The sequence below is a fragment of the Streptomyces sp. NPDC050535 genome (assembly GCF_044457665.1).
Taxonomy (GTDB): Bacteria; Actinomycetota; Actinomycetes; order Streptomycetales; family Streptomycetaceae; genus Streptomyces.
The window spans coordinates 172,226-189,581 of the sequence record NZ_JBITHE010000006.1; the positions used below are offsets into that span (position 1 = coordinate 172,226).

The window sequence follows — 17,356 nt, forward strand, 5'->3', positions numbered from 1 at the left end:
GATGAACCTACGAGTCGACGACGCCCCGGCCCTCGCCTCCCGTGTACGGCGCTTCAGTCGCGCGGAGCGCTGGGTGCACCGGCTCACCGCGCTGCTGATGGGGGTGTGCGTGGTGACGGCGGCGTGCCTGTACGTGCCCCAGTTCGCCGAGCTGGTCGGCCGTCGTGAGCTGGTGGTCCGTGTCCACGAGTGGGCGGGGCTGCTGCTTCCGCTGCCTGTCCTGGCGGGACTTGCCTCCCGCGCCTTCCGTGCGGACCTGGGCCGTCTCAATCGCTGGGGGCCGCACGACCACAAGTGGTTCCGCGCGGTCCTGCGCCGTGACTCCCGTCCCTCGGCCCGTCCCGCCGGGAAGTTCAACGCCGGTCAGAAGACCTACGCCGCCTGGATCGCCGGCGCGACCCTCGTCATGCTCGGCACGGGCCTGCTGATGTGGTTCACCCACCTCACCCCGCTGATGTGGCGCACCAGCGCGACCTTCGTCCACGACTGGCTCGCCCTGACGATCGGCATCGTCCTCGCGGGCCACATCGGGATGGCCCTCGGTGACCCCGAGGCCCGGCGCGGCCTGCGCACCGGCTCCGTCAGCCGCGAGTGGGCGGACCGGGAGCACCACCTCTGGCGGCCCTAGCCCGGCAGAGCCCTTTCGCCCCCTCCGCCCCTACCCGTCCCTTGTTCCTGGGGCTCCGCCCCAGACCCCGCTCCTCAAACGCCGGAGGGCTGAAATCTTCAGCCCGTCCGGCGTTTGAGGACGAGCGCGAAGCGCGAAAGGGGGGTCTGGGGGCGCAGCCCCCGGATACGGGACGGGAAGGGGCGGAGGGGGCGAAAAACCCGGTCCGGGGCTACGCCCCGAAGTCCAGCAGCACCTTGCACGACCGGCTCCGGTCCGCCGCGAGGACGAACGCCGACTCGGCCCCGCCGAGGGGCACCACCGCACTGATCAACGAGTCGAAACGATCCTCCGCACCGAGCAGAGCCAACGCCGCGTCGAACTCGCCGTCGAAACGGAACGCCCCCCGCAGCTCGATCTCCCGGCTCACCACCAGGTTCCCCGCGAACGGACTCCGTCCGGCCGGCAGCATGCCGAGCTGAACGACGACCCCGCCCCGCCGGACAAGGCGGAGGCAGGTGTCGAGCCCCGCGGCGACCCCGGAAGCCTCGATGGCGACGTCGACCTCGGCGGGCCACCCGGGGTCGCCGGGATCGTCGGCCCGTACGACGCAGTCCGCGCCGGCCAGGGCGGCGTACGACAGCGCCTCCGGCAGGAGATCGGTGACCGTCACCCGCGCCGCGCCCGAGGCCTTCGCGGCGGCCACCACGAGGCAGCCGATGGGCCCGGCCCCCGTCACCAGGACATGCCGCCCGGCCACCGAGCCGGCCCGCAGGACCGCGTGCAGCGCGACGGACAGCGGCTCGGCGAGCGCCGCCCGCCGCAGCCGGAGCCCGGCGGGCAGTGCACGCAACTGCTCGGCGGGCACTGTCACCTGGGCCGAGAAACCACCCTGGACGTGCGGCGTCCGCGCCGCGCTCCCCAGATACCGGGTGTCACGGCACACGTTCCGGCGCCCGTCGGCACACTCGGGGCACACCCCGCACGGAGTGGCCGGGTGCACGGCAACGGCCGTACCCGGCAGGGGACCTGAGGCACCGTCACCGTACGAGACCACCGTCCCGACGATCTCGTGCCCCAGCACCATCGGCTCGCGCAGCCGGAAGTCGCCGACCCCGCCATGCCGCCAGTAGTGCAGGTCGGAGCCGCACACCCCGCCGTACCGCACGGCGACCAGCGCCTGTCCGGGGCCGGGGGAGGGCGCGGGCAGCTCGTCGACCCGCAGGTCGTCCGCCCCGTGGATCACACAGCCGAGCATGGTCGAGCTCCCTTCACCGCGAACAGGCGAACAGGCGAACAGTCGTCATGCCGGGTCACAGCACACTCGTCATGCCGCCGTCGACGTACAGCACCTGCCCGCTGACGAAGTCAGTCGCGGGAGAGGCGAGGAACAGCACCCCGCCGACCAGGTCCTCCGTACGGCCCCAGCGCCCGGCCGGTGTACGCCGCCGTACCCAGGCGCTGAACTCCTCGTCGTCCACGAGGGGTTGGGTGAGCTCGGTCTCGATGTAGCCGGGCCCGAGCCCGTTCACCTGAACTCCGCGGGGACCCCAGTCCGCGCACATTCCCTTGGTGAGCATCTTCAGCGCGCCCTTGGTGGCCGCGTACGGGGCGATGCCCGGACGGACGACCTCGCTCTGGAGGGAGCAGATGTTGATGATCTTTCCGTGGCCGCGCTCGGTCATCCCGCGCGCGGCCTCCCGCCCGACGAGGAAGGCGCTCGTCAGGTTGGTGTTCAGGATCCGGTGCCAGTCGGAGTCCGTGAACTCCAGGAGCGGGGCCCGCAGTTGCATACCGGCGTTGTTGACGAGGATGTCGAGTGGTCCCACCCGTTCCTCGACCTCGGCGATTCCGGCCGCGACCGAGGGGCCGTCGGTGACGTCGAACGCGGCCGTGCGGACCTCCCCGGGCAGTCCGGCGGCGGCCTCGCCGAGCCGTTCGCCGTCGCGCCCGTTGAGTACCACCGTGCAGCCCGCCTCCGCGAGCCCCCGGGCCAGCGCGAGCCCGATGCCGCGGCTGGACCCGGTGACCAGCGCCCTGCGGCCGCTGATGTCGAACAGGGGGTGACTCATACCCGTACTCCTAGATCACCAGCGACAGCAGCAGGACCAGCCCGCCCGCCACCACCGAGATGATCGTCTCCATCACCGACCAGGTCTTGATGGTCTGGCCGACGTTCAGGCCGAAGTACTCCTTGACCAGCCAGAACCCGGCGTCGTTGACATGGCTGAAGAAGAGCGAGCCCGCGCCGATCGCCAGGACCAGGAGGGAGACGTGCGCGGTCGACATGTCGGCCGCGAGGGGGGCGACGAGACCGGCGGCCGAGATGGTGGCGACGGTCGCCGAACCGGTCGCGAGCCTGATCGCCACCGCGATCAGCCAGGCCAGGAGCAGTGCGGGGATCGACCAGTCCTTGGAGATGTCCAGGATCATCTGGCCGACGCCGGAGTCGATCAGCGTCTGCTTGAAACCGCCGCCCGCGCCGACGATCAGCAGGATGCCCGCGATCGGGGCGAGCGACTTCTCGACGGTCGTCGACAGCCGGTCCCTGGTGAAACCGGCCGCGCGGCCCAGCGTGAACATGCCGACGAGCACGGCCGCGAGCAGCGCGATCAGCGGTGAGCCGATGACGTCGAAGACCCGCTGCACCATGTGGGTGGGGTCGTCCACGACGATGTCGACCAGCGCCTTGGCCAGCATCAGCACGACCGGCAGCATGATGGTGGCGACGGTGACGCCGAAGCCGGGGCGCTTCTCCAGGTCCTCGGAGGCGCGCACCGGGACCATCTTGTCGGGGGCCGGGACGTCCACCCACCGGGCGGCGTACTTCGAGAAGACCGGACCCGCGATGATCACCGTCGGGATGGCGACCAGGATGCCGAGGGCCAGCGTGAGGCCGAGGTTGGCCCCCACCGCGTCGATCGCGACCAGCGGGCCGGGGTGCGGCGGGATCAGGCCGTGCATCACGGACAGGCCCGCGAGGGCCGGGATGCCGATGCGCATCAGGGAGTAGTTGCCGCGCTTGGCGACCATCAGGACGACCGGGATCAGCAGCACGATGCCGACCTCGAAGAACAGCGGCAGACCGATCACCGAGGCGATCAGGACCATCGCCCACGGCATCGCGCGGCCGCCCGCCCTGGCGAGGATCGTGTCGACGATCTGGTCCGCGCCACCGGAGTCGGCGAGCAGCTTGCCGAGTATCGCGCCCAGCGCGATCAGGACGCCCACGCCGGCGACGGTCGAACCGAGTCCGGTCGTGAAGCTGACGATGGCCTTGTCCAGCGGAGCCCCGGCGAAGGCGCCGAGGGCGAGCGAGCCGATGGTCAGGGCGAGGAAGGCGTGCAGCTTGAACTTGGTGATGAGCAGGACGATTACGGCGATGCCCGCCAGTACGGCGATGCCCAGCTGAGCGTGGCCCGCCGAGGTGATCGGCTCCACGGGGTCGGCTGCCAGCAACTCGACGCTGAGTCTGGTCACGGTGATTCCCTACGTGAGAACGGTGGTGAGGTAGGAGAGGGGGTTACTGCGGGGACCGCGGGGACTGCGGCAGGTCGGCGAGCGCGGCCACGGCCCGGTCCGCGATCTCCCCGGGGTCACCGGAGACCTGCACGGCGACGCCCGCCTCGTCCGGCTCCAGCGGCTGGAGGGTGGCGAACTGGGAGTCGAGCAGCGCCGTCGGCATGAAGTGCCCCTGGCGCTGAGACATCCGGTCCTGGATGAGGGCGCGGTCACCGGTGAGGTGCACGAACACGGCACCGGGCGCGGACTCCCGCAGCCGGTCCCGGTAGGCGCGCTTCAGCGCCGAACTGCTGACCACCCCGCCGAGACCCGCCCGTCCGTGCGCCCAGCGCCCGATGGCGTCGAGCCAGGGCCACCGGTCGTCGTCGGTCAGTGGGGTCCCGGCCGACATCTTGGCGATGTTGGCCGGGGGGTGGAAGTCGTCGCCCTCGGCGTAAGGAACGCCGAGACGGGCGGCGAGCAGGGGACCGATGGTGGTCTTCCCGGTGCCCGACACGCCCATGATCACGACGACATGCGGGGTCTGCGTCAGCTGCATCATGCTCTCGCTGTCCTCATCATCTTTGGCCGACACCTGAGACATCCGACTGCGACATCCGATGTCGACGACACTGAAACCCATTAGGTACGACAAATTCAAGAGTCTGTGACATATAAGTCTGACTTTTTGATCCGTGCTGTCGGCTCGTACGCTGGCTGCATGAGCACACGGGGCCGGGGCCTGCACGAACACGTACTGGGAACCCTCGGGCCGGCGATCACCGCGGGCGAGTACCCGCCCGGGAGCGTCCTGCGCACGGACGAACTCGCCCAGCGCTTCGAGGTGTCGCGTTCGGTGATGCGCGAGGCGGTGCGCGTCCTGGAGTCCATGCACCTGGTCGAGTCCCGCCGCCGCGTCGGCGTGACGGTCCTGCCCAAGGCCGAGTGGAACGTGTACGACCCCCAGGTCATCCGCTGGCGGCTGGCCGGCGCCGACCGCCCCCACCAGCTGCGCTCCCTCACCGTGCTGCGCTCCGCCGTCGAACCGATCGCCGCGGGCCTCGCGGCCAGGAACGCCACCGCCGAGCAGTGCGCCGAGCTCACCGAGTGCGCCCTGGGCATGGTCGCCCACTCACGCGGCCACCGGCTGGAGGGCTATCTCGTCCACGACGTCGCCTTCCACCGGGTGATCCTCAACGCCTCGGGCAACGAGATGTTCGCCCGGCTCGGGGACGTCGTCGCCGAGGTACTCACCGGACGTACCGAGCACGAGGTCATGTTCGAGGACCCCGACCCCGCCGCCGTCACCCTGCACGTCCAGGTCGCCGAGGCGGTCCGCGAGGGCGACGCGGCCCGCGCCGAGGCGCTCACCCGCGAGATCACGGTCGGCGCCCTTCAGGAACTCGACATACTGGCGCCGTAGCGGCTACTGGACGAAGTCGCCGTCCACGTACACCCAAGCGCCCTCGACCCGCTCGAAGCGGCTGCGCTCATGCAGCGAGCCGCCCTGGTAGGAGGCCCGGAAGGTCACGGTCCCCGTCGAGTGGAACGCCGACCCGGCACCCGTCTCCAGGATCTCCAGGCCGGTCCACCGCATCCCGCGATCGAAGTCGACGGACGAGGGCCGCGTCCGCGGATGCCAGGTCCGCAACAGGTACTTCTCGTCCCGCCGTACGAAGGCGGCGTACCGCGACCGCATCAGCGCCTCGGCGGTCGGCGCCGCCGCGGCGCCCGAGTGACAGCGCCCGCAGCACTCCTCGTACGCCTGGGGCAGCCCGCAGGGGCAGGAGCGACCGGTCGTGGCTGTCATGGCTGCGAAACTCTCTGCGTCTACGCCGAGTCGGCGTTGGTCGGCGGATACGTGGGCCGTGCCGGAAGCCGGGTCTGCGGTACGGGCAGCGGAGGGAGCGCCGTTTTGTACAGCCAGGCCCTGAACACGTCGTCCAGCGGTTCGGCGGCGTAACGGGCGACATGCGCGGTGAACGCCGCCGTCGTGACGGCGCCGCCCCGGTACTGCGCGGCCCAGCCGCGCAGCATCCGGAAGAAGGCCTCGTCACCCATCGCGCAGCGCAGCGCGTGCAGCACGAGCCCGCCGCGTTGGTAGAGCCGGTCGTCGAACATCAGCTTGCGCCCCGGGTCGGCCAGACACAGGTCCTGCGGCATCGAGGACAGCTTCCGGTGCGCCACGGCGGCCAGTTGATGCGCCCCGCGGCCCCCGGAACGCTCCGACCACAGCCACTCCGCGTACTTGGCGAACCCCTCGTTCAGCCAGATGTGCCGCCAGTCCGCGATGGACACGCTGTTGCCGAACCACTGGTGCGCCAGCTCGTGCGCGACCAGCCGCTCCGAACCCCGCGCCCCGTCCACGTGGTTGGCGCCGAACAGCGACAACCCCTGTGCCTCGACGGGGACATCGAGCTCCTCCTCCGTCACCACGACCGCGTACTCGCCGAACGGATAGGGCCCGAAGAGATCCTCGAACAGCTCCATCATCGCGGGCTGCCGCGCGAAGTCCCGGGAGAACGCGGGCAGCAGGTCCGCGGGCAGATGACCGGTCTGCGGCACGCCGCCGAGGCCGGGATCGCCCAGCAGCACCGTCTGGTACTTCCCGATCGACATGCCGACCAGATAGCTGGAGGTCGGCGCCGACTGCTCGTAGACCCAGGTGGTCGTCGACGCCTTCGTCGTACGTGTCAGCAGCCGGCCACCGGCCACCACGGCGTAGAAGGACGGTGTGGTGACCGAGATCTGGTACGAGGCCTTGTCGGCCGGGCGGTCGTTGCACGGGTACCAGGAGGGCGCCCCGACCGGCTGGCTCGCCACCAGCGCCCCGTCCTCCAGCTCCTCCCAGCCGATGCCGCCCCAGGGGCTGTTCACCGGCTTGGGATTGCCGGCCCAGGCCACCTCGACGGTGAAGGCGGCACCGGCCCGGATCGGCTTCGGGGGCCGGACGCGCAGCCTGCCGCCGCGGTGCGTGTAGTGCGGTGCCTTGCCGTCGACCCGGATCCTGCCTATCCGGAAGTCGGCCAGGTTCAACTGGAACTCGGTGAGCGGGGAGCGGCCCGCTATCGCGTTGAGCCGCACGGTGCCGGAGAGCCGGTTCGGGCCGGGGCGGTAGTCCAGCGCGAGTTCGTACCGGTGCACCCGGTAGCGGGGATCACCGTTCGCCGGGAAGTACGGGTCCGATCCCACTGTCTGCTGAACGCTCACTGCCGCGTCTGCTCCCTGCCCTGTGCTCGTACGACATACCGGTACACCGCCCTTCGTATCCGATCCGGCCATCTCTTCTATGAACGCCATGACTCGATCGGGTTGCCCAGCCAGCGGGTGTCGTCGGGAACGGACTCCGCCGCCATCACCAGCGAGGCGGGACCCAGCGTGGCACGGGCCCCGACAGTGCTGCCGGGCAGGACGATCCCGCCCGGGCCCAGAGTGGCGCCCTCACGGAGAACAACAGTATCCGTCCGCAAGATCCGGTCGTGGAAGAGGTGAGTCTGCAGGACGCAGCCCCGATTCACGGTGGAGGCGTCGCCGAGCGTCACCAGGTCCGTCTCGGGCAGCCAGTAACTCTCCACCCAGGCGCCCTTTCCGATCCTGGCACCGAGCCCGCGCAGCCACGCCGTCATCAGCGGCGTACCCGGCACGGAACCGGCCAGCCACGGCACGGCCACCACCTCGACGAAGGTGTCCGCCAGCTCGTTGCGCCACACGAAGCTGCTCCACAGCGGGTGCTCACCGGCCCGGTGGCGCCCCACGAGTACCCACTTCGCCACGATGGACAGCACACACGCGAGCACGCCCGTGCCGAGCAGCACCAGCCCGGCGAGCGCCCAGGCCCAGGCCCCCAGCGCACTCAGCGCGGCCACGGTCAGCACGGCGAGCGCCGCCGAGCAGAACACCGGCACGATCCGGCACAGCTCCACCAGCCCGCGGGCCCACAACAGGCGCGCGGGCGGGTCGTACGTACGGCTCTGGTCGCCGCCCTGCGTGGCACGCGGCAGCTTCATCGGCGGCAGCCCCAGATAGGAACTGCCCTTCTTCGCCTTCTTCGGCGTCGCGGAGAGCACCCCGACCAGACCGCCGTCCGGCACGCTGCGGCCCGGCGCGGTCATCCCGGAGTTGCCGAGGAACGCCCGGCGCCCGATCTCGGCGCGCCCGATCTTCACCCAGCCGCCACCGAGCTCGTAGGGCGCGGTGAGGGTGTCGTCGGCGAGGAACGCGCCCTCGCCGACCGTGGTGAGGCTGGGCAGCGCCAGCACGGTGGACACCTCGGCGCCCCGCCCGATCTTCATGCCGAGCAGCCGCAGCCACACCGGCGTGATCAACCCGGCGTACAGCGGGAACAGCGTGTCCCGCGAGCGGTCCATCAGCTGCGTGACCGTCCAGGCCTGCCAGCCGATCCGGCTGTGCGTCGGGTAGGTGCCCGCACGCAGCCCCACGCTGAGCAGCCGCACCGAGACCAGGAGCAGCAGCGCGTACGCCAGCCCGAAGGCGAGCGTCGCCGGCACCAGGGCCACCGCCGCGCCGCGCAGGGCCTCGCCGAGCCCGGCGTCCGCGCTCACGAACACATGGGCCACGAGCAGGGCTGCAAGCCCCGCGACCAGCGGCAGCGCGGACAGTGCGAAGCCCGTCGCGCCGTACATCACCCGCCAGTACGTGCCACGCGCCGGGCGCTCCTTGGGCCAGGCCCGCTTCGCCCTGCCCAGTTTGACCGCGGGCGCCCCCGCCCAGCGCTGCCCGGTCGGTACGTGCCCGGCCACGGCCGAACCGGGGGCCACTTCGGCCCGCTTGCCGACCCGCGCACCGGGGAAGAGCAGGCTGCGGGTGCCGACCACGGCGTGCGCGCCCACCTTCACGGCGCCGATCTCCAGCCGGTCACCGTCCAGCCAGTGCCCCGACAGGTCCACCTCGGACTCGACGGCGGCACCCCGGCCCAGCTTGAGCATGCCGGTCACCGGCGGCAGCGAGTGCAGGTCCACGTCGGGGCCGATCCTGGCGCCCAGGGCACGCGCGTACCGCTCCAGCCAGGACCCGGTCAGCGAGGTCGCGCCACTGAACTCGACCAGCCGCTCGGCCGTCCACAGCCGCAGATGCACACTCCCGCCACGCGGATGCCGGCCCGCCTTCACGCCCCGCAGCAGCAGCCGCGCACCGCCCGCGGCGATCGCGAGCCGTCCCGGCGGGCTGAAGAGGACCAGCGCCCCGGCACCGACCAGCCACCACGACGCCGTCGGCGCCCACGGGTACGGCCCGAACCAGCGCAGTACGTTCCCGAGCGCGGCCAGCGCCACCGTCCAGCGCAGGCCGAGCAGGGTGAACAGCGGGATCAGCAGAAGGAGCTGGGTCGCCTTGGTCCGCAGCGGGACCGGCGCGATGATCCGCTCGGCGCCGTCGTCCTGCACGGACTCCTCGAGGTGCCGGGCCAGCTTGCGCAGGGTGGGCTGCTGATAGATGTCGAGGACGGCGGCGCTGGCGTAGCGGGTGCGCAGCCGTGTGGTGAGCTGCGCGGCGGCCAGGCTGCCGCCGCCGATCGCGAAGAAGTCGTCGGACGCGGTGGAGACGGGGATGCCGAGCACCTCGCTCCACTGCTCGGCGAGCCAGGCCTCGGTGCCGTACAGCTGCTCCTTGGTGCCGCCGGTCTCCAGGTTCTCCAGCGGCCAGGGCAGCGCGTCGCGGTCCACCTTGCCCGACGTGCGGGTCGGCAGGTCGTCCACCGGCGCGAGCAACGGGACCAGGGCGGCGGGCAGTTCGGCGCGCAGCCGCTCGACGGCCGCGGCCTGGTCCCAGCCCTCCTGGGTGACCACATAGCCGACGAGCAGCTGGTTGCCGCTGCGCGCGGTCCGTACGGCGGCCGCGGCGCCCGCGACACCGGGCAGCGCCTGGAGAGCGGTGTCCACCTCGCCGAGCTCGATGCGGCGCCCGCCGAGCTTGATCTGCTCGTCGGCCCGGCCCAGGAAGATCAGCCCTTCGGGCTCCGCCTTGACGAGGTCACCGCTGCGATACGCCCGCTTCCAGCCCAGGGACTCCAGCGGCGCGTACTTCTCGGCGTCCTTCTCGGGGTCGAGATAGCGGGCGAGGCCCACCCCGCCGATCACCAGCTGACCGCTCTCGCCCATCGCCACCGGGGTCCCGGCCTCGTCGACGACGGCCAGCTCCCAGCCGTTCAGCGGCAGCCCGATCCGGATCGGCTCCTCGCCCGTCATCAGGGAGGCACAGGCCACGACGGTCGCCTCGGTGGGCCCGTAGGTGTTCCACACCTCGCGTCCCTCGGTCACCAGCCGCTGGACCAGCTCGGGCGGGCAGGCCTCACCGCCGAAGATGAGCAGCCGTACCTCGTTGAGCGCCTCCGGCTCCCAGAGCGAGGCCAGCGTCGGCACGGTCGAGACGACGGTGATCTCCTGCTCGATCAGCCAGGAGCCCAGGTCGGCGCCGCTGCGCACCTGGGAGCGCGGCACGGGCACCAGGCAGGCGCCGTAGCGCCAGGCCAGCCACATCTCCTCGCAGGAGGCGTCGAAGGCGACGGAGAGGCCGGCCATCACGCGGTCGCCGGGCCCGATCGGTTCCTCGGTGAGGAAGAGGTCGGCCTCGGCGTCGACGAAGGCGGCGGCACCGCGGTGGCTGACGGCCACGCCCTTGGGCTTGCCGGTGGAGCCGGAGGTGAAGATGATCCAGGCGTCGTGCTCGGTGCCGGGCCGGGTCGCGGAGGCGCCCGGGACCGCGGGGCGGGGGTGCGCGACAAGGGGGTCCGACGCACCGGTGACGGTCAGCTCGTGCCCCGCTCCGACGACGGCACGCACCCGCGCCTCGCCGAAGACCAGCTCGGCCCGCTCGTCCGGGTCCTCGGCGTCCACCGGTACGTAGGCGGCACCCGCGGCCAGTACGGCGAGGATGGCGACGTAGAGGTCATTGGTGCCGGAGGGGACCCGCACGCCGACCCGGTCGCCCGGCTCCACACCCGCGTCCGCCAGCGCGCTCCGGAGGATCTCGACCTCGACGGCCAGCGCGCGGTAGGTGAGGGAGAGCTCGCCGTCGTCGAGGGCGGGCTCGTCGGGGTACGCCCGGACAGAGGCGTCGAGGATGTCCACAAGGGTGCGCGGAGAGGCGGCTGAGGAGGCGGAGAAGCGCGCCTGCTCACCGAACTCGGCGCGCACCTCCTCGTCGGACAGAGCGAGCGCAGGGCCTTGCTCTAGGGCTGCCATCGGGTCCTCACGTGGTGATCCCGGAGCGTCCGGGGCGCTGGGGGGCCCGCAGGTACGCCTGGGGATATTCCGGTCCAGCTCCAAACAAGCGTGGAATTTTAGTACGACGCTAGTCGCGTTGCTGCACGTCAGCCACGTGAGGAGGCCTCGCGAGGGCCTCGGAATCACTCATTCCGGGTTGCTGGCCGTGCTCTGACGTGGGGGTATGTCATCCTGACGAGATCTGCCACACATCTTGCCGCGACACGTCGTACGGCGATGCGACGGGCGCGACCTCCCTCGTCGTTCCCCGCACGTCACGAGGGGCGTTCCCCGCACGTCACGAGGGATTTGGAGGGCCGTGAGGGGAGTACGGTTGCGGTACCGAGCGCATCCCGCACGCCGTCATCCGTTTCGGCGTCACCCTCGGGTACGGCAAGGCCGGAGGATACGCGCCCCGGTGGAAATGGGCCGCCCCGTGACTGCTCGCCCGCACCGCGGCACCGAGTCCCGCCTCCCGTCGCGCGCCCCGAGGTAGCGGACTGCCTGGTTCACGAGGGGCTCCGACCCACTGGTGCGGACGACACGCGCCCCCGCCGGCCGGACTCGGCAGCGATGACACGAACGACGACAACTCAATAACTCGATGACGAGGAAGCGCATGAGCCGTACAAGCCTGATGAATCTTGGAGTACTCGCCTCCTCCCGCAAGGAGAACGAGTCCCGACTGCCGCTGCACCCCGACCATCTCGGCCGGATCGCCCCGGACGTACGCGAGAAGATCTTCCTTGAACAGGGCTACGGCGAGCGGTTCGGCGTCGGCGACGACGCTCTGCGACCGCTCCTCGCCGGCCTGCGCACCCGGGAAGAGCTCATCGCCGAGTGCGATGTCCTGCTGCTGCCCAAACCGACGCACGACGATGTCGCCGAGCTGCGCCGGGGCCAGGTGCTGTGGGGATGGCCGCACTGCGTGCAGGACGACAAGATGACGCAGATCGCCATCGACCGGCAGCTGACCCTCATCGCCTGGGAGGCCATGAACCACTGGACCTCCACGGGCGCCTTCAGCGTCCACGTCTTCCACAAGAACAACGAACTCGCCGGCTACTGCTCGGTGTTGCACGCCCTTCAGCTCGGCGGGCAGACCGGCAGTTACGGGCGCCGTCTGCGTGCGGTGGTCATCAGCTTCGGTGCCACGGCGCGCGGAGCGGTCACGGGCCTGGGAGCCATGGGCGTCTCCGACGTCACGGTGCTCACCCAGCGCGCCGCCGCGGCGGTCGCCTCGCCCATGCCGTCGGTGGTGATGGGGCACTTCGAGGAGCAGGACGACGATCCGTCGAAACTGCGGGCCGTCACCGCGGCCGGGTCCGTGCCGATGGCGGAGTACCTCGCCGGGTTCGACATCATCGTCAACTGCGTCCTCCAGGACACCGACGCTCCGCTGATGTTCGTCACCGACGAGGAGCTCGCCCAGTTCCGGCCGGGGACCATCTTCGTCGACGTCTCCTGCGACGAGGGCATGGGCTTCGGATGGGCCCGCCCGACCAGCTTCGGCGAGCCCATGCTCACGGTGGGACCCGGCTGCCACTACTACGGGGTGGATCACAGCCCGTCACACCTGTGGAACTCGGCCACCTGGGAGATCAGCGAGGCGCTCCTTCCCTACCTTCGCAAGGTCATGAGCGGCCCCGAGGCATGGGAGGCCGACGTCACGGTCAGCAAGGCCATCGAGATCCGCGACGGCGTCGTCCGGAACCCGAAGATCCTCTCCTTCCAGCACCGGACAGCCGATTACCCGCACCCCCGCGAGCACTGACTCCGACACCGGCGCCGGCCGGATGACCGCGTGGGGTTGACGTACGACGACGAAACGCGAACGGTGCCGGCGGAGAATCCGCCGGCACCGTTCGCCTGGAACCATCTGGTGTCCGAGGGGGGACTTGAACCCCCACGCCCGATAAAGGGCACTAGCACCTCAAGCTAGCGCGTCTGCCATTCCGCCACCCGGACAAGGTGTCTGTCGCACGGGGTTTCCCTCGCGGCGACAGAGAAAACATTACCAGGCTTCCGAGGACGTCCGATCACGCCCCGTTCCCGCGTGAACTGCGTGTGACGGGCAGGGTCCGGCCTTGGTCGCGGCGGGGGTCGGAGAGAGGATGAGGGGGACCACCAGCAGTGACAGTGGGAGGAAGCAGCGTGAGCGAGTCGAACACGGCCAGGGGCGTCTCCGGCGAGGACGAGGTCGTGGACCTCTGCCGCGAGCTGATCCAGATCGACACCAGCAACTACGGCGACCACTCGGGACCGGGTGAGCGCAAGGCCGCCGAGTACGTCGCCGAGAAGCTCGCCGAGGTGGGGCTCGAACCGCAGATCTTCGAGTCGCACCGGGGCCGGGCCTCCACCGTCGCCCGCATCGAGGGCGAGGACCCCTCGCGCCCCGCGCTGCTGATCCACGGCCACACCGACGTCGTACCGGCCAATGCCCAGGACTGGACCCACCACCCCTTCTCCGGCGAGATCGCGGACGGCTGTGTGTGGGGGCGCGGCGCGGTCGACATGAAGGACATGGACGCCATGACACTGGCGGTCGTACGGGAGCGGCTGCGCACCGGGCGCAAGCCGCCCCGCGACATCGTGCTGGCCTTCCTCGCGGACGAGGAGGCGGGCGGCACATGGGGTGCGCGGCATCTGGTCGACAAGCACCCGGACCTCTTCGAGGGCGTCACGGAGGCGATCGGCGAGGTCGGCGGGTTCTCCTTCACGGTCAACGAGAACCTGCGGCTGTATCTCATCGAGACCGCCCAGAAGGGCATGCACTGGATGAAGCTGACCGTGGACGGCACCGCCGGGCACGGGTCGATGATCCACCGTGACAACGCCATCACCGAGCTGTCCGAGGCCGTCGGGCGGCTCGGGCGGCACAAGTTCCCGGTCCGCGTGACCAAGACGCTCCGGCACTTCCTCGACGAACTCGGCGACGCGCTCGGCACCGAGCTCGACCCGGAGAACATGGACGGGACGCTGGAGAAGCTCGGCGGTATCGCCAAGCTCATCGGGGCCTCGCTCCAGAACACCGCCAATCCGACCCAGCTGGGCGCGGGCTACAAGGTCAACGTGATTCCGGGACAGGCGACCGCGCACATCGACGCCCGCTATCTGCCGGGTTACGAGGAGGAATTCCTCGCGGACCTGGACCGGATTCTCGGCCCCAGGGTGAAGCGCGAGGACGTGCACGCCGACAAGGCGCTGGAGACCACCTTCGACGGCGCCCTCGTCGACGCCATGCAGACCGCGCTGTCCGCCGAGGACCCGATCGCACGCGCCGTCCCGTACATGCTGTCGGCCGGCACGGACGCCAAGTCCTTCGCCGACCTGGGCGTCCGCTGCTTCGGCTTCGCGCCGCTGAAGCTGCCGCCGGAGCTGGACTTCGCGGGCATGTTCCACGGCGTCGACGAGCGGGTGCCGGTCGACGCGCTCAAGTTCGGCGTGCGGGTACTCGACCGCTTCATCGACGCCTCCTGAACAAGCCCGGTGATGTGGCGAATTGGTTCGCCGGAACGAGACCGCACTATTCGCCAGCCTGTGCGGCGGCAACTGAGAAGAGTGAATGAGACGATAAGCGCGTAGCCCCATTACTCCCTCCTCGTTACAGGTGATGCGATCCGAAGCTGGGATCGCATTTGCCAACAAGGAGGAATAATGATCAAGAAGATCGTCGCCGCTGCGGCTGCCACTGGTGGTCTGGTTCTCGCCGGTGCGGGCCTGGCCGTCGCCGACTCGGGTGCCCAGGGTGCCGCTGTGGGCTCCCCGGGCGTTGTCTCGGGCAACGTCATCCAGGTGCCCGTTCACATCCCGGTGAACGTCTGCGGCAACACGATCTCGGTGATCGGGCTGCTGAACCCCGCCTTCGGCAACACCTGCATCAACAAGTGACGTTGTGCCTCATCCCGTGAGGTTCCGTCCCCACTGAGGGACTGCGCTCACGAGAATCCGACTCCATGAGGGTCTGAGCCCGTCGGCCCCGGAGCGCGCGCCATGCGCTCCGGGGCCGATCGGCTTTCCGCGCACGCGTCGGTTTCGGGTGTGTGCGCGTTCCGGATGGTCAAAGCCAAGGGCGAAGGCAGGGATACAGCTATGCGACAGGTCACCCGCAAGGGCCTGATGACCGTGGCGGCGGCGAGTGGTGTGCTCGCCGTGACCGGCGGCCACGCACATGCCGACTCGGGTGCGAGCGGTTCGAGTTCGGACTCGCCCGGCGTGCTGTCGGGCAACACGGTCCAGGCGCCGGTGCACGCGCCGGTCAACGTCTGCGGCAACACCGTGAGCGTCGTCGGGCTGCTCAACCCGGCGATGGGCAACAAGTGTGCCAACCAGGGCGGCGGCCGCGGTTCGTCAGGGGGCGGGTACGGGGACGACGGCCCCCACTCCGGCGGCGGCTCGCAGGCGGGCGGGCACGCGAGCGACTCGCCGGGCGTCGGTTCGGGCAACCACGTACAGGCGCCGATCGACGTGCCGGTCAACGTCTGCGGCAACAGCGTGAACGTCGGCGGCATCGGTAACGCCGTGACGGGCAACGAGTGCGGGAACGGAGCGGGCGGCGGTCACTCCACCACCCCGCCCGGCGGACCCGGAACGCCGTCCGGGGGCAAGCCGGCCCAGCCGGGGCACCCGGGCGAGCCCGGCAACCCGGGGCACCCGGGTACTCCGGCCAAGCCGGCCGGCCTGGCCGAGGAGAACCTGGGCGGCTCCGCCGCGCACGCGGACCACCTCGGCGCGCGGTCCGTCGCCCAGCCCCAGGGTGTCGGGCAGCTCGCCCACACCGGCGGTGACCTGCCGCTGGGCGCGGTCATCCCGGCGGGCGTCGGCGCACTGCTCGGCGGCGCCGTGCTGTACCGCAGGGCACGATCGGCCGCGTAACCGGGACGGGCGTGACCGAAACGCCACGAACCTCTCCGCGGTGAGCGGAACGGAGCGGGCCCCGTGACGGCGGGGCCCGCTCCGTTTCAGCCTCTTGTGCTCACCATGTCGCGCGCACTTGACGGATGATCCGCCGACGCAACCGCACCTTGCGGCTGCCGTCGCGCAGCAGGCTCAGACGGTCCAACTCCCAGTGTCCGTACTCCGCGTGGTCTGTCAGCAGGCGTGTGGCGTCCTTGCGGGAAACCCCGCGCGGTACGTACACGTCGACAAATTCGTATTCCGGCATCGCATCTATTGTGCGGGCAGAGGCCCGGTACGGATAGCGTCTGCTCTATGTCTGATGCTGTGCAGCCCACCGCTGCCGAGGTACGCGCCGCCGCCGAGGCGATCAAGACCGCGCTCGACCGTCACCTGGCCGCGGTCGAGCGCAGGACGGGTGATGACGACCCGGCCGTCTACGAGGCGTTCAACGAGCTGGCCGCCGCGGCCGAGGAGTACGACGAGCTTCTCTACGACCGCTACGACGAGGTCACACCCTTCGAGATCCCCGGTTCGGAAGACACGCTGCCGCCGTACACGGGCCCGGAGGAGCCGAACGCGCTGAGCGTGCTGATCCGCCGGGACTACGCGGTGGTGGAGCCACAGCGCCTGCTCGCGCAGGCCCAGCGGGTGGAGGCCGTGGAGGAGGACGGGGCCAGTGTGAGCGCGGCCTTCGACGCGGCGGCCGGCACGGTGCACGGCGCGCTCGGCGTCCTGTTCGGCGAGTTCGAACCGGACGAGATCGCCTCCCGGCACAAGGAGTTCGGTCTGGAGGAGGGCGACTCCACGCTCTGGGTGACGGCTGCCGACGAGGCGGCCGAGCCCGGCGAATGGCTCGAGGCCCCCTTCGAGGCGATCGATCCGCAGCGGGTCGTCTGCCGCTTCGACGTCAGTGCCGTCTTCGACGACGACGCGGACGACGACCTCGAGGACGACCTCGGGGTCGACGGTGACCTGGAGCCCCTGGACGCGGATCGCTGAGCCTGCCCGCTCGTACGGGGTGGCGGGCCCCGGGGGCCGGTGACCGCCACTTCTGTGCGGACGGGGCGTCAGCCCGCCGCCCGCACTGGCACCTGCGCCGGGAGGGGAGCGGGCCGCCGGGTGGTGCGCG

15 protein-coding genes and 1 tRNA gene are annotated in these 17,356 nt (G+C 70.9%); 7 read left to right on the forward strand and 9 right to left on the reverse strand.

What is annotated here, in order from left to right; translation table 11 throughout:
* Nucleotide 1 precedes the first annotated feature (1 nt).
* Nucleotides 2–628, forward strand: a complete 627-nt coding sequence (locus ACIBLC_RS16225; RefSeq protein WP_399211810.1) for a cytochrome b/b6 domain-containing protein — start codon at nucleotides 2–4, stop codon at nucleotides 626–628.
* Nucleotides 629–839: 211 nt separating this feature from the next.
* Here the strand turns inward: ACIBLC_RS16225 and ACIBLC_RS16230 are convergent, their stop codons facing one another.
* The 4 genes from ACIBLC_RS16230 to ACIBLC_RS16245 are packed head-to-tail and all read right to left on the reverse strand — an operon-like array spanning nucleotide 840 to nucleotide 4,667.
* Nucleotides 840–1,865, reverse strand: a complete 1,026-nt coding sequence (locus tag ACIBLC_RS16230; RefSeq protein WP_399211589.1) for an L-idonate 5-dehydrogenase — start codon at nucleotides 1,863–1,865, stop codon at nucleotides 840–842.
* Nucleotides 1,866–1,920: 55 nt separating this feature from the next.
* Nucleotides 1,921–2,679 carry an SDR family oxidoreductase gene (locus ACIBLC_RS16235; protein WP_399211590.1) on the reverse strand — a complete coding sequence of 253 codons (759 nt, stop codon included), beginning with the start codon at nucleotides 2,677–2,679 and terminating at the stop codon, nucleotides 1,921–1,923.
* Nucleotides 2,680–2,689: 10 nt separating this feature from the next.
* Complete coding sequence (locus tag ACIBLC_RS16240; protein ID WP_399211591.1) at nucleotides 2,690–4,087, reverse strand: gluconate:H+ symporter; 1,398 nt, start codon at nucleotides 4,085–4,087, stop codon at nucleotides 2,690–2,692.
* A 43-nt stretch (nucleotides 4,088–4,130) separates the two neighbouring features.
* Nucleotides 4,131–4,667 (reverse strand): gluconokinase, encoded by a 537-nt coding sequence (locus ACIBLC_RS16245; RefSeq protein WP_399211811.1) that lies wholly within the window; start codon nucleotides 4,665–4,667, stop codon nucleotides 4,131–4,133.
* A gap of 162 nt (nucleotides 4,668–4,829) precedes the next feature.
* On the opposite strand from ACIBLC_RS16245, the gene ACIBLC_RS16250 reads away from it, so the two are divergent.
* Nucleotides 4,830–5,531: a FadR/GntR family transcriptional regulator gene (locus tag ACIBLC_RS16250; protein WP_399211592.1), complete on the forward strand. Its 702-nt coding sequence runs from the start codon at nucleotides 4,830–4,832 to the stop codon at nucleotides 5,529–5,531.
* Between the two features lie 3 nt (nucleotides 5,532–5,534).
* Here the strand turns inward: ACIBLC_RS16250 and ACIBLC_RS16255 are convergent, their stop codons facing one another.
* The 3 genes from ACIBLC_RS16255 to ACIBLC_RS16265 form a co-directional block, all read right to left on the reverse strand.
* Nucleotides 5,535–5,918: a YchJ family protein gene (locus ACIBLC_RS16255; protein WP_399211593.1), complete on the reverse strand. Its 384-nt coding sequence runs from the start codon at nucleotides 5,916–5,918 to the stop codon at nucleotides 5,535–5,537.
* A gap of 20 nt (nucleotides 5,919–5,938) precedes the next feature.
* Nucleotides 5,939–7,318: a M1 family metallopeptidase gene (locus ACIBLC_RS16260; protein WP_399211594.1), complete on the reverse strand. Its 1,380-nt coding sequence runs from the start codon at nucleotides 7,316–7,318 to the stop codon at nucleotides 5,939–5,941.
* 77 nt (nucleotides 7,319–7,395) lie between these two features.
* Nucleotides 7,396–11,307, reverse strand: coding sequence for a Pls/PosA family non-ribosomal peptide synthetase (locus ACIBLC_RS16265; RefSeq protein ID WP_399211595.1), 3,912 nt, complete (start codon nucleotides 11,305–11,307; stop codon nucleotides 7,396–7,398).
* A 640-nt stretch (nucleotides 11,308–11,947) separates the two neighbouring features.
* Between ACIBLC_RS16265 and ACIBLC_RS16270 the strand changes: the two genes are divergently transcribed.
* Complete coding sequence (locus ACIBLC_RS16270; RefSeq protein ID WP_399211596.1) at nucleotides 11,948–13,102, forward strand: N(5)-(carboxyethyl)ornithine synthase; 1,155 nt, start codon at nucleotides 11,948–11,950, stop codon at nucleotides 13,100–13,102.
* 106 nt (nucleotides 13,103–13,208) lie between these two features.
* On the opposite strand, the gene ACIBLC_RS16275 is transcribed toward ACIBLC_RS16270, so the two are convergent.
* Nucleotides 13,209–13,296: transfer RNA gene (locus tag ACIBLC_RS16275), tRNA-Leu, on the reverse strand.
* A gap of 186 nt (nucleotides 13,297–13,482) precedes the next feature.
* On the opposite strand from ACIBLC_RS16275, the gene ACIBLC_RS16280 reads away from it, so the two are divergent.
* The 3 genes from ACIBLC_RS16280 (at nucleotide 13,483) to ACIBLC_RS16290 (ending at nucleotide 16,203) form a co-directional block, all read left to right on the forward strand.
* Complete coding sequence (locus tag ACIBLC_RS16280; RefSeq protein WP_399211597.1) at nucleotides 13,483–14,808, forward strand: M20/M25/M40 family metallo-hydrolase; 1,326 nt, start codon at nucleotides 13,483–13,485, stop codon at nucleotides 14,806–14,808.
* Between the two features lie 177 nt (nucleotides 14,809–14,985).
* Complete coding sequence (chpH, locus tag ACIBLC_RS16285; protein WP_365434825.1) at nucleotides 14,986–15,219, forward strand: chaplin ChpH; 234 nt, start codon at nucleotides 14,986–14,988, stop codon at nucleotides 15,217–15,219.
* Nucleotides 15,220–15,420: 201 nt separating this feature from the next.
* The gene (locus ACIBLC_RS16290; RefSeq protein ID WP_399211598.1) at nucleotides 15,421–16,203 is read left to right on the forward strand and encodes a chaplin; all 783 of its coding nucleotides are present in this window, start codon (nucleotides 15,421–15,423) and stop codon (nucleotides 16,201–16,203) included.
* A 100-nt stretch (nucleotides 16,204–16,303) separates the two neighbouring features.
* Here the strand turns inward: ACIBLC_RS16290 and ACIBLC_RS16295 are convergent, their stop codons facing one another.
* Nucleotides 16,304–16,492: a DUF5703 family protein gene (locus ACIBLC_RS16295; RefSeq protein ID WP_030053310.1), complete on the reverse strand. Its 189-nt coding sequence runs from the start codon at nucleotides 16,490–16,492 to the stop codon at nucleotides 16,304–16,306.
* 47 nt (nucleotides 16,493–16,539) lie between these two features.
* Between ACIBLC_RS16295 and ACIBLC_RS16300 the strand changes: the two genes are divergently transcribed.
* Complete coding sequence (locus tag ACIBLC_RS16300) at nucleotides 16,540–17,226, forward strand: hypothetical protein (protein ID WP_399211599.1); 687 nt, start codon at nucleotides 16,540–16,542, stop codon at nucleotides 17,224–17,226.
* Nucleotides 17,227–17,356 lie beyond the last annotated feature (130 nt).

What these genes read in the sequence shown, in the direction of transcription:
- ACIBLC_RS16225 (WP_399211810.1), top strand. Translation starts at nt 2, where the DNA reads ATGAACCTACGAGTCGACGACGCCCCGGCCCTCGCCTCCCGTGTACGG.
- ACIBLC_RS16230 (WP_399211589.1), bottom strand. Translation starts at nt 1,865, where the DNA reads ATGCTCGGCTGTGTGATCCACGGGGCGGACGACCTGCGGGTCGACGAG.
- ACIBLC_RS16235 (WP_399211590.1), bottom strand. Translation starts at nt 2,679, where the DNA reads ATGAGTCACCCCCTGTTCGACATCAGCGGCCGCAGGGCGCTGGTCACC.
- ACIBLC_RS16245 (WP_399211811.1), bottom strand. Translation starts at nt 4,667, where the DNA reads ATGCAGCTGACGCAGACCCCGCATGTCGTCGTGATCATGGGCGTGTCG.
- ACIBLC_RS16250 (WP_399211592.1), top strand. Translation starts at nt 4,830, where the DNA reads ATGAGCACACGGGGCCGGGGCCTGCACGAACACGTACTGGGAACCCTC.
- ACIBLC_RS16255 (WP_399211593.1), bottom strand. Translation starts at nt 5,918, where the DNA reads ATGACAGCCACGACCGGTCGCTCCTGCCCCTGCGGGCTGCCCCAGGCG.
- ACIBLC_RS16265 (WP_399211595.1), bottom strand. Translation starts at nt 11,307, where the DNA reads ATGGCAGCCCTAGAGCAAGGCCCTGCGCTCGCTCTGTCCGACGAGGAG.
- ACIBLC_RS16270 (WP_399211596.1), top strand. Translation starts at nt 11,948, where the DNA reads ATGAGCCGTACAAGCCTGATGAATCTTGGAGTACTCGCCTCCTCCCGC.
- chpH (WP_365434825.1), top strand. Translation starts at nt 14,986, where the DNA reads ATGATCAAGAAGATCGTCGCCGCTGCGGCTGCCACTGGTGGTCTGGTT.
- ACIBLC_RS16290 (WP_399211598.1), top strand. Translation starts at nt 15,421, where the DNA reads ATGCGACAGGTCACCCGCAAGGGCCTGATGACCGTGGCGGCGGCGAGT.
- ACIBLC_RS16295 (WP_030053310.1), bottom strand. Translation starts at nt 16,492, where the DNA reads ATGCCGGAATACGAATTTGTCGACGTGTACGTACCGCGCGGGGTTTCC.
- ACIBLC_RS16300 (WP_399211599.1), top strand. Translation starts at nt 16,540, where the DNA reads ATGTCTGATGCTGTGCAGCCCACCGCTGCCGAGGTACGCGCCGCCGCC.